The sequence below is a fragment of the Pseudomonas sp. S3E17 genome (assembly GCF_024168685.1).
Lineage (GTDB): Bacteria > Pseudomonadota > Gammaproteobacteria > Pseudomonadales > Pseudomonadaceae > Aquipseudomonas > Aquipseudomonas marginalis.
Genome location: NZ_JALJWE010000001.1, coordinates 3171443 through 3186824, shown reverse-complemented (window position 1 = coordinate 3186824; position 15382 = coordinate 3171443). Strand labels below are relative to the sequence as shown.

Genomic DNA, 15382 nt, shown 5'->3' with positions numbered 1-15382 from the left:
ATGGCGTGAAATCCGCGCCGACCGCTATCCGCAAACGCCCCGACTGGTTCGGGGCGTTTGCGTTTGTGCGGGATTACTTTTTTGCAATATTTTCACTTAGAGTCAGCGACTGATGAAATTCGCGCTACGCGGCATGTTCCAAACGCAGACTGGCAGGAGGATATATGGACAGTGTTGATTTGAATGTCCTGCGCAGCGTGCTCGAATGGCGCCGCGCCGGGCAGCAGGTGGTGTTGTATAGCGTTGTCCAGACCTGGGGCAGCGCGCCGCGTCCACCGGGCGCCATGTTGGCGTTGCGGGGGGATGGCGTGGTGATCGGCTCGGTGTCCGGCGGTTGCATCGAGGACGACTTGATCGCCCGCTTGCAGGATGGTCGCCTGAGGCACGACGGGCCGGCGGTGCAGTTGGTGACCTACGGCGTGACGCGCGACGAGGCGGCGCGTTTCGGCCTGCCATGCGGCGGCACCTTGCGCTTGACCGAGGAGCGGGTGCAAGACTGGGCCTGGGTCGCGCAGTTGCTGGAGCGTTGCGAGGCGCATGAAATTGTCGCGCGGGAACTGGACCTGGTCTCCGGCGAAGTCACGTTGAGCAGTGCGAACAAGACCGATGTAGTCACCTTCGATGGCGAACGCCTGCGGGCTATCTATGGCCCGCGCTGGCGCCTGCTGTTGATCGGTGCCGGGCAACTGTCGCGCTACGTGGCGGAAATGGCGCGTTTGCTGGATTTCGAAGTGCTGATATGCGATCCGCGTAGTGAGTTTGTCTACGGCTGGGAAGAGCAGCACGGCCGCTTCGTGCCGGGTATGCCTGATGAGGCGGTGCTGAACATCCAGACCGACGAGCGCACGGCCATTGTCTGCCTGACCCATGATCCGCGCCTTGACGATATGGCGTTGCTGACGGCGCTGAATTCCAGTGCGTTCTACATCGGCGCGCTGGGGTCGCGGGTCAACAGCCAGACGCGTCGCGAGAACCTGGCGGCGCTGGGATTGTCGACTGACGCGATTGCGCGTTTACATGGGCCGATTGGCCTGCATATCGGCAGTCATACGCCGGCGGAGATCGCCTTGTCGTTGATGGCGGAAATTGTCGCGATCAAGAACGGCGTGACGCCGATGCAGAAAAAGCCCCTGCCGGTGGTTGCTGAGTAATGGTGACGGCGATTGTCTTGGCGGCGGGGCAGGGCAGCCGGTTCCGAGCCGAGGCGGGGGCTGACCAGGATAAGTTGCTCGCCGATTGCGTGGGCCGTGATGGCGTGATGCGGCCGGTGATCGAGCAGGTATTGGTGAATTTGCCGGATCGCCTGGTGGCGCGCTGGCTGGTGACCACGCCGGATCGAACGGAGGTCATTCGGTTGGCCGAAGCGTATGGCTGCCAGGTCTTGCTGTTGCAGTCAGCCGGCATGGGCGAGAGCATCGCCGCAGCCGTCGCGGCCAGTGTCTCGGCGGATGGCTGGCTGGTGGTCTTGGGGGATATGCCGTTTATCCAATCATCGAGCATTGAACGGGTGATTGACGTGCTGGAGGAGGATGGCATCAGCGTGCCGGTGCAGGCGGGTGACTATGGGCATCCGGTGGCCTTTGGTCGTGCTTTTGGTCCGGACTTGATGGCGCTGACCGGGGATCGTGGAGGCAAGCCATTGTTCGCACGTGCCAGGGTGCGGGAAGTGCAGGTGGAAGATGCGGGTGTTCTGTGGGATGTGGATCTGCCGAAACGGTTAATTTTTAACCCAGACTAAATTTGATCTTCGTTGTTTTCGAGATCTATAAAAAAGCCCCGCCTGATCACTCAGGCGGGGCTTTTTAGTGGCTGATGGAATCAGGCGAGGGGTTTAGGCTCGTGTTCTTCTTCCAGGGCCTTGTGCTCTACCACTGCTTCAGCAGCAGCGTGCTCAACCACGGTTTCAGCAACCGGGGCCGGTGCCTCGACAGCTTCGACTACGGCTGGAGCGGCAGCAGCAGCGGCAGCAGCTGCCTCAGCTTCCTTGCGACGACGACGCACTTCACGTGGGTCGTTCGGCGCACGGCCGTTTTCGGTCAGGGCGCTGGCTGGTGCGGCTTCTACCACGGGTGCTTCGGCAATCACCGGTGCTTCAACAACCACGGGCGCAGGCTCGACAGCTGGCGCAGGCTCGGCGACCACTGCTTCGGCAACCGGCGCAGGCGCTTCTTCTACCACCGGTGCAGGCGCTGGTGCTTCAACCGGGGCGGCAGGTTCGGCAGTCCACTGGAACGCGGTCTGTTCTTCGCGAACTTCACGCACCGCCGGGGTCGCTTCTTCGATTACCGGGGCTTCAGCAGCCGCTTCAACCACTGGCTGAGGCTCAACCACCGGAGCGGCTTCAACGGCAACCACTTCGGTTTCTGGCTGGGCGTCGCGGGTCGGTGCCACTTCCACTTCCGGAACCACTGGGGCTTCGACAGGGGTAGTTGCTTCAACGACCGGTGCTTCAACCGCTGGGGTCTCGGCAACTGGCGCTTCAACGGCAACGGTTTCTTCGACAGCGGCAGTCGCGCGTTCAGCCTGTTCGTGAGCCTGGGCTTCAGCAGGTGCGCTGATCACCGAGCTGGCAACCGCTGCGGTAACGGCCAGGCCGGCAGCCAGTTCGGCACCGGTCGGTTCGTGGGTGGCGGCTTCTGCGTTCTCGCCGGCCTCTTCCGAGCCTTCGATCACATTGCCGTTGGCATCACGCTGACGCTCACGGCGGTTGCTGCGACGACGCTGGCCACGGGAGCGGCGGCGTGGACGATCGCCTTCGGCGTTGTCCTGGCCGTCTTCCTGCAATTGCTCTTCGCCGGTCAGTACTTCTTCTTCGCTGGCGGCAGCGGCTTGCTCGGCACGTGGTTGACGCTCTTCACGCGGTGGGCGCGGCTGGCGCTCTTCACGTGGTGCACGCTCTTCACGCGGCTGGCGAACTGGACGCTCTTCAGCGGCAGCGGCTGCAACACCTGCAACGGCAGGGGCGGCATCCAATGGCTCGCGCAGTTCACGCACGCGTTCTTCACGCTCGCCACGCGGCTTGCGATCTTCACGCGGCGCACGTGGGGTACGTGGTGCGCGCTCTTCACGCGGTGCACGTTCTTCACGGGCTACGGCCGGGGTTTCTTCACGCGCTTCGCGAGGTGCGCGTTCTTCGCGAGGCGCACGTTCTTCACGCGGCTTGCGCTCTTCGTCACGGCGACCGTTGCGGTTACGGCTCTGCTGGCGACCATTGCGACGCTCTTCGTTGCGCGCTGGGCGTTCGGTCGCAGGTTTTTCAACCACAACCGGTGCTGCAGGCTCTTCCTTGGTGGCGAACAGGCTGACCAGCGACTTCACCAGGCCCTTGAACAGGCTCGGCTCAGGCAGGGCGGCCGGTGCGGCAACCGGGGCAGCGGCTTCAACCGGCACCGGTGCGTTGGCACGGGCTGGCGCGGTCTTCACGGCGGCTTCCTGGCGCACCAGAGTACGGGTCGCGGCGGCTGGCTGGACTTCTTCCACTTCGGCAGCGGCAGCAGCGATTTCGTAGCTGGACTGGCCGCTGTGGGCTTCCGGGCTGTCGTCACGCAGGCGCTGTACTTCGAAGTGCGGCGTCTCGAGGTGATCGTTCGGCAGGATCACGATACGAGCACGGGTGCGCAGTTCGATCTTGGTGATCGAGTTGCGTTTTTCGTTGAGCAGGAAGGCTGCGACCGGGATCGGCACTTGCGCGCGGACTTCGGCGGTGCGGTCTTTCAGGGCTTCTTCTTCGATCAGGCGCAGGATCGCCAGGGACAGCGATTCAACGTCACGGATGATGCCGGTGCCGTTGCAACGCGGGCAGACGATGCCGCTGCTCTCGCCCAGGGATGGACGCAGGCGCTGACGGGACATTTCCAGCAGGCCGAAGCGCGAGATACGGCCGACCTGTACGCGGGCGCGGTCGGCTTCCAGGCATTCGCGGACTTTCTCTTCCACGGCGCGCTGGTTCTTGGCGGGGGTCATGTCGATGAAGTCGATCACGATCAGGCCGCCGATGTCGCGCAGGCGAAGCTGGCGGGCGATTTCTTCAGCCGCTTCCAGGTTGGTCTGCAGGGCGGTTTCTTCGATGTCGCTACCCTTCGTGGCGCGCGCCGAGTTGATGTCGATGGACACCAGGGCTTCGGTCGGGTCGATCACGATGGAGCCGCCGGAAGGCAGTTCGACCACACGCTGGAAAGCGGTCTCGATCTGGCTTTCGATCTGGAAACGGTTGAACAGCGGCACGCTATCTTCGTACAGCTTGATCTTGCTGGCGTACTGCGGCATCACCTGGCGGATGAAGGTCAGGGCTTCGTCCTGGGCTTCGACGCTGTCGATCAGCACTTCGCCGATGTCCTGGCGCAGGTAATCGCGGATGGCGCGGATGATCACGTTGCTTTCCTGGTAGATCAGGAACGGCGCGGAACGATCCAGGGAGGCTTCTTTGATGGCGGTCCACAGTTGCAGCAGGTAGTCGAGGTCCCACTGCATTTCTTCGCTGCTGCGGCCCAGGCCGGCAGTGCGCACGATCAGGCCCATGTCGGCCGGTGCGATCAGGCCGTTCAACGCTTCACGCAGTTCGTTGCGCTCTTCGCCTTCGATGCGACGGGAGATGCCGCCGGCACGCGGGTTGTTCGGCATCAGCACGAGGTAACGGCCGGCCAGGCTGATGAAGGTGGTCAGGGCGGCGCCCTTGTTGCCACGTTCTTCTTTTTCGACCTGAACGATGACTTCCTGGCCTTCGCTCAGGACGTCCTTGATGTTTACGCGGCCTTCGGGGGATTTCTTGAAGTATTCGCGGGAGATTTCTTTGAGGGGCAGGAAGCCGTGGCGCTCGGAGCCGAAATCGACAAAGGCAGCCTCAAGGCTTGGTTCGATGCGAGTAATACGGCCTTTATAGATGTTGGCCTTCTTTTGCTCGCGTGCACCGGATTCGATGTCCAGGTCGTAGAGGCGTTGGCCATCTACCAGTGCAACACGCAACTCTTCGGGTTGAGTTGCGTTAATCAGCATTCTTTTCATGTTGTACCGTCGGTTTCCGGGCTGCCGGAAACGGCGTTCGGCACACACGACTTCTCACGGTCGGTGTCAGGTGCGTCAAGAGTGGTTGGCCACTCCAGTGTCCAGCAAAATCGGCCAATTGGGCCGGTATCGCGACGGACGCGTCCTGCTTGTTAGCGGTGGTGACAAAGGCACCACTTCAACAAAAGCTAAGGTCAGGAGGAGGAATCAACCGGCGACTGTGGACGAGATGAAGCGTCTAAATATAAGCCTAGTGCTACACGGTCCGACGGTTGTGCATCTCCACCCTACACGTATCCCTGATAATTCGGGTGCTGCCGCGCGCAGAATCCGCAGCGGGTTGGCATTTACCGTGTTCTCCAATGGGGAGTCCACGCTCATGGCTAAACAAGACTGAATGTGGGCGACTGCGCTCACACTCAGCTCTTAACAGGCGTTGTTTCCGAAGCATTCGCCGTGGTCCGGCTCAAGACTGACTGCACTTTGTGAACTGGCCGTAAATATCGGCGCAGAACGCGAGTATTCACTCTGCTTTCTGCACTCGCTTCAGGCCTCATGTCACCTGCGCTTGTTACAATCTCGAGCCTTCCAGGGTGGCGAAAGCCCCGTAGGACGGCCTCGCGTCCTGATGAATTGCGATGGTCAGGGCCGGCAGTTTGCCGCTAGTCCTCTGCCCAGGCCGCTTTTGGCGGCGTTCGCGACTATAGCAGCAATGATTAAGTGCTTCAATTCCATAAAAAATTGTTATCATCGCCGCCATGACGACTACCGCCCCCCAGACCCCCAGCGTCCAGCTGCTCGAGGTCTCGCCGGAATATGCCGGCCAACGCATCGATAATTTTCTCCTGGCCAGGCTCAAGGGTGTGCCCAAGACCTTGATCTACCGCATCTTGCGCAAAGGCGAAGTGCGCGTGAACAAGGGCCGTATCAAGCCTGAGTACAAGTTGCAGGCGGGCGATATTGTCCGTGTGCCGCCCGTGCGCGTGCCTGAACGCGATGAGCCCGTGCCATTGGCCCAGGGCCTGTTGCAGCGCCTTGAGGCATCGATTGTCTTCGAAGACAACAAACTGATCGTTATCAACAAGCCCTGCGGCATTGCGGTTCACGGTGGCAGCGGCCTGAATTTCGGCGTGATCGAAGCCTTCCGTCAGCTGCGCCCGGATTGCAAGGAGCTGGAACTGGTTCACCGCCTGGACCGGGACACCTCCGGCCTGTTGATGATCGCCAAGAAACGCAGCATGTTGCGCCATCTGCACACCGCCCTGCGCGGCGATGGTGTGGACAAGCGCTACATGGCGCTGGTACGCGGTAACTGGGCCAGCTCGATCAAGAGCGTCCGCGCGCCGTTGCAGAAGAGCAACCTGCGCTCCGGCGAGCGCATGGTCGAAGTGGACGAGGAGGGCAAAGAAGCCCTGACTCTGTTCAAGGTGCTGCGTCGTTTCGGTGACTTCGCCACCATGGTCGAGGCCAAGCCGGTGACGGGGCGCACCCACCAGATTCGTGTGCACACCCTGCATGCAGGCCATTGCATCGCCGGCGATACCAAGTATGGCGACGAGGATTTTTCCAAGGAAATCCGTGACCTGGGCGGCAAGCGCCTGTTCCTGCACGCCTACATGCTCACCGTGCCGCTGCCTGACGGCGGCGAGCTGAAGCTGCAGGCGCCGGTGGATGAGATGTGGGCCAAGACCGTGGAGCGTTTGAGTGTCGCACCTTGACTACAAGCTGCTGATTTTCGATTGGGACGGCACCCTGTGTAACTCCATCGGTCGGATTGTCGAGTCGATGCACGCAGCTTCGACCCGCTCGGGCTTCGACTTGTGCACTGACCTGGCGGTCAAAGGCATTATCGGCCTGGGCTTGCCTGAGGCGATCCGCACCTTGTATCCCGAGATCAGCGACGCTGAACTGGTGACGTTCCGCGAGCATTACGCGGATCACTACATTGCGCTGGAGGCCACACCTTCGCCGTTGTTCGAGGGTGTGGCGCAGTCGCTGGAGGCTTTTCGCGCCGGGGGCTATCACCTGGCCGTCGCCACCGGCAAGGCCCGTCGCGGGCTGGATCGGGTGCTCAGCGCCCATGGCTGGGAAGATTATTTCGACATCACCCGTGCCGCAGATGAAACCGCGAGCAAACCTCACCCTCTGATGCTGGAGCAGATCCTTGCCCATTGCGGTGTGTCGCCGCGCGAGGCGTTGATGGTGGGTGATGCTTCCTTCGACCTGATGATGGCACGCAACGCCGGCATGGACAGCGTGGCAGTCAGCTATGGCGCCCAGTCCGCCGAGGCGTTGCAGCAATACGAGCCGAGGGTCACGATTGATCATTTTTCTGAATTGCAGGCCTGGCTCAGTCGGGCCCAATAAGTCTTTGCTGGGGTTGATGGCATGAGTGATGAGTGGAAAGCGCCTGAAAAGGCTGAAAGCGGTGACGACAAGAGCTGGAAACTGCTGGAGAAGACGCTCCTGGCCAGCGTCCAGGAGCAGCGTCGAGCACGGCGCTGGGGGATTTTCTTCAAGTTGCTGACCTTCACTTACCTGTTGCTGATGCTGGCGCTGTTCAGCCCGCTGATGGACATGGAAAAGAGCGCGACCCGTGGCGCCAACTACACTGCGTTGATCGAAGTGCGGGGAGTGATTGCCGACAAGGAGCCTGCCAGCGCCGACAATATCGTCAGCAGTCTGCGTGCCGCGTTTGAAGACCCCAAGGTCAAGGGCGTGATCCTGCGCATCAACAGCCCAGGCGGCAGCCCGGTGCAATCGGGCTATGTGTATGACGAGATTCGCCGCCTGCGCGGCCTGCACCCGGATATCAAGCTGTACGCGGTGATTTCCGACCTGGGGGCCTCGGGCGCGTATTACATTGCCAGTGCCGCCGACCAGATCTACGCCGACAAGGCCAGTCTTGTCGGCTCCATTGGTGTGACGGCGGCCGGCTACGGCTTTGTCGGTGCCATGGAGAAGCTGGGGGTTGAGCGTCGTACCTACAACTCGGGCGAGCACAAGTCGTTCCTTGATCCGTTCCAGCCGCAAAAGGCCGATGAAACCCAGTTCTGGCAGGGGGTGCTCGATACCACCCATCGCCAGTTCATCGCCAGCGTGAAGCAGGGGCGTGGGGATCGCCTGAAGGATAAAGACCATCCGGAGCTGTTCTCTGGGTTGGTGTGGTCGGGCGAGCAAGCATTGCCGCTGGGGCTGATCGATGGTTTGGGCAGTGCCAGTTCGGTGGCGCGGGATGTGGTCGGCGAGAAAGAACTGGTGGACTTCACCGTTGAAGAGTCGCCGTTTGATCGTTTCTCCAAGAAGCTCGGCGCCAGCGTGGCTGAGAAGCTGGCGCTGTACATGGGCTTCCAGGGTCCGGCACTGCGTTAATATCTCAAGTCTGTCGTAGATCAAAATGTGGGAGGGGGCTTGCCCCCGATAGCGGTGGATCAATCAATCCAAGGTTGGCTGACACACTGCTATCGGGGGTAAGCCCTCCCTTCCCATATTTGGTTTAGCAGTGTTCTTAAGGGATTTGCACGCCTTCGCTGAGCAGCATGTCCACCAGCCGAATCAGCGGTAAGCCGACCAGGCTGGTCGCGTCCGGCCCTTCGGTGCTCTGGAAGAGGCTCACGCCCAACCCTTCCGCCTTGAAGCTGCCCGCGCAGTCATACGGCTGCTCGATCCGCAGGTAGCGCTCGACGCGCGCTGCATCCAGCTCGCGCATGTGCACGGTAAAGGGCACGCAGTCGACCTGGCAGTGCCCCGTCTCACTGTTCAACAGGGCCAGGCCGGTGAGGAAGCTGACACGCTTGCCACTGGCGGCCAATAACTGCTCGCGCGCATTTTCGAAGGTGTGAGGCTTGCCGATGATGCGGCCTTCCAGCGCGGCGACCTGGTCTGAGCCGATGATCAGGTGTCCCGGGTGGCTGGCGGCGAGGGCGCGGGCCTTTGCTTCGGCCAGGCGCTTGACCAGCTCGATGGCGGACTCATGTGCAGCATGGCTTTCGTCGATATCCGGCGAGCTGCAGATGAATGGCAGGTGCAGGCGGCTGAGCAATTCCCGGCGATAAACCGAGCTGGAAGCGAGTAATAAAGGCAGCATATACGTCTCCTCAAGGCAGCCGCCGATTCTAGCGGGGCGACCGGCCGACGCACAGGGCTGAATTTCCTTTGACATGGCTGGGTGCATCCCTATAATGCTGCGCCTATGTTGAATGACCCGATTCCACCTCACGTTGACCCGCGCAAATTGGCTGATCGTGGCACTTCCCTTCAAGGTGAGTTGCTGCTGGCCGATTTGGAGAGACTCTGCGACCCGCTTTCCGACACTGTCGGTACGGTGCAGGCCAAATTCGTTTTTGAACGAGATGAACGTAAATCTGTGGTAATTCACAGTTTTATCGACACCGAGGTCAAAATGGTTTGCCAGCGTTGTCTTGAGCTGGTCACCCTGCCGATTCACAGCGAGTGCAGTTATGCTGTGGTAAAGGAGGGTGCGAATACCCAGTCGTTGCCGAAAGGTTATGACGTGCTGGAACTGGGCGAAGATCCTTTGGATCTGCATGCACTGATCGAGGAGGAGCTTCTGCTCGCCTTGCCCATTGTGCCTGCTCATCATCCGGAAGAATGCCAGCAGCCGGCGGGTCTCGATGACGAGTCCGAACCGAGCGAGGACGAGGTAACGCGGTCCAACCCGTTCAGTGTATTGGCGCAGTTAAAGCGTGACCCAAACGTTTAGGAGTTAATCAATTATGGCTGTTCAGCAGAACAAAAAATCCCGCTCTGCCCGTGACATGCGTCGTTCCCACGATGCCCTGACGGCAAGCACTCTGTCTGTAGAAAAAACCACCGGTGAAATTCACCTGCGTCACCACGTATCGCCAGAAGGCGTATACCGTGGCCGTAAAGTGATCGACAAGGGCGCTGACGAGTAATCACTTGTCTGCTCAAGTCATCGCGATTGACGCAATGGGCGGGGACTTCGGTCCCCGCAGCATTGTTCAGGCCTGCATTGCCAGCCTGTCTGCCACGCCCTCGCTGCACCTGACCCTCGTCGGTCAACCCTCCCTCCTTGAAGAATTGATTGCCAGCCATCCGGCGGTGGATCGCGCGCGCCTGACGATTACGCCAGCCAGCGAAACCATCACCATGGATGAGAAGCCGGCGACGGCCCTGCGTGGCAAGCCTGACTCGTCGATGCGGGTGGCCTTGGAGCTGCTGCGTGATGGCAAGGTGCAAGCCTGTGTCAGCGCCGGCAACACTGGGGCGTTGATGGCGTTGTCGCGGCATGTGCTCAAGACGCTGCCGGGCATTGATCGGCCGGCGATGGTGGCGGCGATTCCGACGCAGAAGGGCTATTGCCAGTTGCTGGACCTGGGGGCGAACGTCGATTGCAGTGCCGAGCACCTGTTCCAGTTTGCCGTGATGGGCTCGGTGGCCGCCGAAGCGCTGGGCGTGGCTCGTCCGCGCGTGGCCTTGCTGAATATCGGCACCGAAGACATCAAGGGCAACCAGCAGGTCAAGCTTGCGGCCACCTTGCTGCAAGGTGCGCGAGGCCTGAACTACATCGGCTTTGTCGAGGGTGATGGGTTGTACCGGGGCGAGGCGGATGTGGTGGTGTGCGATGGGTTTGTCGGCAATATCCTGCTCAAGTCCAGCGAAGGCCTGGCGACCATGATCGCCTCGCGTATCGAGGCCTTGTTCAGGCGTAACCTGGTATCGCGCCTGGTGGGCGCCCTGGCGCTGCCGTTGATGCGTCGCCTGCAGGCCGACCTGGCCCCGGCGCGGCATAATGGTGCGAGCTTTCTGGGGTTGCAGGGCATCGTGGTGAAAAGCCACGGTTCGGCCGGGGTCGAAGGCTTCCAGAGTGCGATTGCGCGGGCGGTGATCGAGATCCAGGAAAACCTGCCGCAACGCTTGCACGGCCGTCTCGAGGACCTGTTGCCTTAGGCGAATCGGCCGGGGAATGCTTAAATGTGACCGGCCAGTTCAATTGACCATCCAATCTGTCAGTTTCGTGCGCTCCCACCGAGGAGCGACCATTTCCGACGACCAGATCATTAGGGGCTTGTTACATGTCTACATCCCTCGCATTCGTCTTTCCAGGGCAGGGTTCGCAGTCCCTCGGCATGTTGGCCGAGCTGGGCGCGCAATACCCGCTGATCCTGGACACGTTCAAGGAAGCTTCCGAGGCCCTGGGTTACGACCTGTGGGCGCTGACCCAACAAGGGCCGGAAGAGCAGCTCAATCAAACCGATAAAACCCAGCCAGCCATCCTGACCGCCTCGATCGCCCTGTGGCGCTTGTGGTTGGCCGAAGGCGGTGCGCGCCCGGCGTTCGTGGCCGGTCATAGCCTGGGCGAATACAGCGCCCTGGTGGCGGCGGGCAGCCTGACCCTTGCTGAAGCGGTCAAGCTGGTGGAGCGTCGTGGCCAGCTGATGCAGGAAGCCGTTCCGGCCGGGCAGGGCGGCATGGCCGCTATCCTGGGGCTGGACGATGCCGTCGTGATCGAAGCCTGCGCCGAAGCGGCCCAGGGCGAAGTGGTCAGCGCGGTAAACTTCAACTCCCCAGGCCAGGTGGTAATCGCCGGTGCCAGGGCGGCCGTCGAGCGTGCCATCGAAGGCTGCAAGGCGCGCGGTGCCAAGCGTGCATTGCCGTTGCCGGTGAGCGTGCCGTCGCACTGCGAGCTGATGCGCCCGGCTGCCGAGCGCTTTGCCGAGTCCATCGCTGCCATCAACTGGCAGGCGCCACAGATCCCGCTGGTGCAGAACGTCAGCGCGGCCGTGGCCGCCGACCTCGACACCCTCAAGCGCGACCTGCTGGAGCAACTCTACAAGCCTGTGCGCTGGGTCGAGTCGGTCCAGACCCTGGCCGCCAATGGCGCCACCGAGCTGGTCGAGTGCGGCCCGGGCAAAGTCCTGGCTGGCCTGAACAAGCGCTGCGCCGACGGCGTGTCGACTGCCAACCTCAATACCCCGGATGCCTTCGCTGCCGCTCGTGCGGCGCTGGCCTGATCCCCGAACTTAGGAGAAGCCTGCATGAGTCTGCAAGGTAAAGTTGCACTGGTTACCGGCGCGAGCCGTGGCATTGGCCAGGCCATCGCCCTGGAACTGGGCCGTCAGGGCGCCGTCGTGATCGGCACCGCCACTTCCGCTTCGGGCGCCGAGCGTATCGCCGCGACCCTGAAGGAAAACGGCGTTCAAGGCACCGGCCTTGAGCTGAACGTGACCAGCGATGAGTCCGTGGCTGCCGTACTGGCCGAGATCACCGCACAGTTCGGTGCGCCGGCGATTCTGGTGAACAACGCCGGTATCACCCGCGACAACCTGATGATGCGCATGAAAGACGACGAATGGTACGACGTGGTCGATACCAACCTGAACAGTCTGTTTCGCCTGTCCAAGGGTGTTTTGCGCGGCATGACCAAGGCGCGTTGGGGGCGAATTATCAATATTGGCTCCGTAGTGGGTGCCATGGGCAACGCAGGCCAAGTAAACTATGCAGCCGCCAAGGCCGGCCTGGAAGGTTTCAGCCGTGCATTGGCGCGAGAAGTCGGTTCGCGGTCGATTACGGTCAACTCGGTGGCCCCAGGGTTCATCGACACCGATATGACCCGCGAACTGCCGGAAGCACAGCGTGAAGGCTTGCTGACGCAGATTCCGCTGGGCCGTCTGGGCCAGGCCCAAGAGATCGCGAATGTGGTCGCTTTCCTGGCATCCGACGGTGCGGCATACGTGACTGGGGCTACAATCCCGGTGAACGGCGGGATGTACATGAGCTAAATTGTGACGGATCGCTTCAAAAAAATGTCATACGAGCTGTCTAAAATCCGTTATAAAGCTGCAACTTAATTTATAGGCAGGTGGTAAACCGGGTACAGGGTGAAGCTTTCAGTTGAAAAGCTGAAAAGGCTTTCTATACACTTACCCACTGGCCAGCTGCCTGAATTTGTCCATTAGGAGTTAAACAAGGTATGAGCACCATCGAAGAGCGCGTCAAGAAAATCGTTGCCGAGCAACTGGGCGTCAAAGAAGAAGAAGTGGTCAACACTGCTTCCTTCGTAGAAGACCTGGGTGCCGATTCCCTTGACACCGTTGAGCTGGTGATGGCTCTGGAAGAGGAATTCGAGACCGAAATCCCGGACGAAGAAGCTGAAAAAATCACTACTGTTCAAGCTGCTATCGACTACGTTACGAACCACCAGGCGTAATAGTTTGTAGTCGTCGCCTGCTGTTAGGGAAAAACCGCACTGCTGTAACGGCGTGCGGTTTTTTCTTTAGCGCTGATGAAAAGTAAGCTCTGAAGCAAAGTGTCGTCATTAGAAAAAGGAGAGTGCTGTGTCGCGTAGACGCGTCGTAGTCACCGGTATGGGTATGTTGTCGCCACTGGGTACGGATGTGCCGAGCAGTTGGCAGGGCATTCTGGCTGGCCGCAGTGGTATTGGTCTGATCGAACACACGGACCTTTCTGCCTATTCCACCCGTTTTGGCGGCTCGGTAAAGGGGTTCAATGTCGAGGAATATCTCTCGATCAAGGAGTCCCGCAAGCTCGACCTGTTCATTCAATACGGCCTGGCAGCCGGTTTCCAGGCAGTGCGTAACGCTGGCCTGGAAGTGACCGACGCCAACCGTGAGCGCATCGGCGTGGCCATGGGTTCGGGTATTGGCGGTTTGACCAATATCGAAGAAACCAGCCGCACGCTGCATGATTCCGGCCCTCGTCGAATTTCACCGTTCTTCGTGCCTGGCTCGATCATCAATATGATTTCCGGTTTCCTGTCCATCCACTTGGGGGCGCAGGGGCCTAACTACGCGATTGCCACCGCGTGCACCACGGGTACCCACTGCATCGGCATGGCGGCGCGTAACATCGCCTATGACGAAGCCGACGTGATGATCGCCGGTGGTGCTGAAATGGCCGCCTGTGGCCTGGGAATGGGCGGCTTTGGCGCCTCCCGTGCCCTGTCGACCCGCAATGACGAGCCGACCCGTGCCAGCCGTCCGTGGGACAAGGGCCGTGACGGCTTTGTACTGTCCGACGGCGCCGGTGCCCTGGTACTCGAAGAGTTGGAGCACGCCAAGGCGCGCGGTGCCACCATCTATGCCGAGTTGATCGGGTTTGGCATGAGCGGCGACGCCTATCACATGACCTCGCCACCGTCCGACGGTGCCGGCGCTGCAAGGTGCATCACCAATGCCTTGCGCGATGCCAGGGTCAATGCCGACCAGGTGCAATACATCAATGCCCATGGCACCTCGACCCCGACGGGCGACCTGGCGGAAGCCGAAGCCATCAAGTCGGTGTTCGGCGAGCACGCCTACAAGCTGGCGGTCAGCTCCACCAAGTCCATGACCGGCCACCTCTTGGGTGCGGCGGGCGCGGTAGAAGCGATCTTCAGCGTGATGGCCATCAAGGACCAGGTCGCTCCGCCGACCATCAACCTCGATGAGCCGGACGAAGGCTGCGACCTGAACTTCGTGCCGCATGAGCCGCAACAGATGCCGATCGACGTTGCGATCTCCAATTCGTTCGGCTTCGGTGGCACCAACGGTTCCCTGGTGTTCCGCCGGTTCGCCGAGTGATGCACAGCTGGGTCGACGGTCAGCCAGCGGACAGTGTCCCCCTGAAAGATCGCGGCCTGGCGTACGGTGATGGCCTGTTCGAGACCATCGCCGTCAAGGCCGGGCAGCCCGTGCTGCTTGACCGTCACCTGCAGCGCCTGGATGAGGGCTGCAGGCGCCTCGCTTTCGTTGTGGATCAGACGTTGGTCTGCAGCGAAGTGCAGGCCTATACCGCCGCTCTCGGCGACGGTGTCCTCAAGCTGATCCTCACCCGCGGCGACAGCCAGCGCGGTTATGGCATCAACCCCGAGGCCCCTGTGCGCCGTATCTTGCAGGGCAGTCCGCCTGCGACCTATCCCCAGGCCCATGGAACCGACGGTGTTCGTCTGTTTGCATGCGCCACCCGCCTGGCCGAGCAGCCGTTGCTGGCCGGTCTCAAGCACCTCAATCGCCTCGAGCAGGTGATCGCCCGTGCGGAATGGCAGGATGCCGAACATGCCGAAGGGTTGATGCTGGATATGTCCGGGCGTGTCATCGAAGGCGTATTCAGCAACCTGTTCCTGGTAAGTAATGGCTTGTTACTAACCGCCGATCTGAATCGTTGCGGCGTTGCAGGCGTCATGCGCGCCGAGATTCTGGCTCAGGCGAGCGCCCTGGGCATCCCGGTAGCCGTGGCTGACATCAGCCTCGAGCAATTGCGGGAGGCTGACGAAGTCTTTGTGTGCAACAGCGTTTATGGCATTTGGCCGGTGCGTGGGTGCGCTGCGATGAGCTGGTCGGTTGGGCCGCTCACCCGTAAACTGCAGGGCATTGTTCGCGCGCTATTGGATATTTGA

At 61.1% G+C, this 15382-nt stretch carries 15 protein-coding genes; 13 read left to right on the top strand and 2 right to left on the bottom strand.

Annotation, left to right across the window (positions count from 1 at the left end; translation table 11 throughout):
* Nucleotides 1–164 precede the first annotated feature (164 nt).
* Nucleotides 165–1151 (top strand): XdhC family protein, encoded by a 987-nt coding sequence (locus J3D60_RS14105; protein WP_065939068.1) that lies wholly within the window; start codon nucleotides 165–167, stop codon nucleotides 1149–1151.
* Nucleotides 1151–1738, top strand: coding sequence for an NTP transferase domain-containing protein (locus J3D60_RS14100; protein WP_065939067.1), 588 nt, complete (start codon nucleotides 1151–1153; stop codon nucleotides 1736–1738). Before J3D60_RS14105 ends, J3D60_RS14100 begins: the two co-directional genes overlap by 1 nt.
* Before the next feature lie 80 nt (nucleotides 1739–1818).
* Here J3D60_RS14100 and rne read toward each other — a convergent pair whose 3' ends face one another.
* Complete coding sequence (rne, locus tag J3D60_RS14095) at nucleotides 1819–4992, bottom strand: ribonuclease E (protein ID WP_253491780.1); 3174 nt, start codon at nucleotides 4990–4992, stop codon at nucleotides 1819–1821.
* 767 nt (nucleotides 4993–5759) lie between these two features.
* Here rne and rluC point away from each other — a divergent pair.
* From rluC to J3D60_RS14080, 3 genes are read left to right on the top strand one after another with little or no spacing between them, the layout of a single operon-like run.
* Nucleotides 5760–6719 carry a 23S rRNA pseudouridine(955/2504/2580) synthase RluC gene (gene rluC / locus J3D60_RS14090; protein ID WP_065939065.1) on the top strand — a complete coding sequence of 320 codons (960 nt, stop codon included), beginning with the start codon at nucleotides 5760–5762 and terminating at the stop codon, nucleotides 6717–6719.
* A complete protein-coding gene (locus J3D60_RS14085) occupies nucleotides 6706–7368 on the top strand; it encodes an HAD-IA family hydrolase (protein ID WP_253491779.1) in 663 nt (220 codons plus the stop codon). The genes rluC and J3D60_RS14085 overlap by 14 nt, the downstream gene beginning before the upstream one ends.
* Nucleotides 7369–7389: 21 nt before the next feature.
* On the top strand, nucleotides 7390–8373 hold the full coding sequence (locus J3D60_RS14080; protein ID WP_027607802.1) for a S49 family peptidase: 984 nt from the start codon (nucleotides 7390–7392) through the stop codon (nucleotides 8371–8373).
* Nucleotides 8374–8509: 136 nt separating this feature from the next.
* On the opposite strand, the gene J3D60_RS14075 is transcribed toward J3D60_RS14080, so the two are convergent.
* The gene (locus tag J3D60_RS14075; RefSeq protein WP_253491777.1) at nucleotides 8510–9088 is read right to left on the bottom strand and encodes a nucleoside triphosphate pyrophosphatase; all 579 of its coding nucleotides are present in this window, start codon (nucleotides 9086–9088) and stop codon (nucleotides 8510–8512) included.
* A gap of 105 nt (nucleotides 9089–9193) precedes the next feature.
* On the opposite strand from J3D60_RS14075, the gene J3D60_RS14070 reads away from it, so the two are divergent.
* From J3D60_RS14070 to pabC, 8 genes are all read left to right on the top strand, one after another.
* Nucleotides 9194–9724, top strand: coding sequence for a YceD family protein (locus tag J3D60_RS14070; RefSeq protein ID WP_027607804.1), 531 nt, complete (start codon nucleotides 9194–9196; stop codon nucleotides 9722–9724).
* 13 nt (nucleotides 9725–9737) lie between these two features.
* Nucleotides 9738–9920, top strand: coding sequence for a 50S ribosomal protein L32 (rpmF, locus tag J3D60_RS14065; protein ID WP_008152339.1), 183 nt, complete (start codon nucleotides 9738–9740; stop codon nucleotides 9918–9920).
* 4 nt (nucleotides 9921–9924) lie between these two features.
* Complete coding sequence (gene plsX / locus J3D60_RS14060; protein WP_074847485.1) at nucleotides 9925–10935, top strand: phosphate acyltransferase PlsX; 1011 nt, start codon at nucleotides 9925–9927, stop codon at nucleotides 10933–10935.
* 125 nt (nucleotides 10936–11060) lie between these two features.
* The gene (fabD, locus tag J3D60_RS14055; protein WP_065926165.1) at nucleotides 11061–11999 is read left to right on the top strand and encodes an ACP S-malonyltransferase; all 939 of its coding nucleotides are present in this window, start codon (nucleotides 11061–11063) and stop codon (nucleotides 11997–11999) included.
* Between the two features lie 24 nt (nucleotides 12000–12023).
* Nucleotides 12024–12767 carry a 3-oxoacyl-ACP reductase FabG gene (gene fabG / locus J3D60_RS14050; RefSeq protein ID WP_065926164.1) on the top strand — a complete coding sequence of 248 codons (744 nt, stop codon included), beginning with the start codon at nucleotides 12024–12026 and terminating at the stop codon, nucleotides 12765–12767.
* Nucleotides 12768–12958: 191 nt separating this feature from the next.
* The gene (gene acpP, locus J3D60_RS14045; RefSeq protein ID WP_003442511.1) at nucleotides 12959–13195 is read left to right on the top strand and encodes an acyl carrier protein; all 237 of its coding nucleotides are present in this window, start codon (nucleotides 12959–12961) and stop codon (nucleotides 13193–13195) included.
* A gap of 127 nt (nucleotides 13196–13322) precedes the next feature.
* Nucleotides 13323–14567, top strand: coding sequence for a beta-ketoacyl-ACP synthase II (gene fabF, locus J3D60_RS14040; protein ID WP_065939059.1), 1245 nt, complete (start codon nucleotides 13323–13325; stop codon nucleotides 14565–14567).
* On the top strand, nucleotides 14567–15382 hold the full coding sequence (gene pabC, locus J3D60_RS14035; RefSeq protein WP_253491775.1) for an aminodeoxychorismate lyase: 816 nt from the start codon (nucleotides 14567–14569) through the stop codon (nucleotides 15380–15382). Before fabF ends, pabC begins: the two co-directional genes overlap by 1 nt.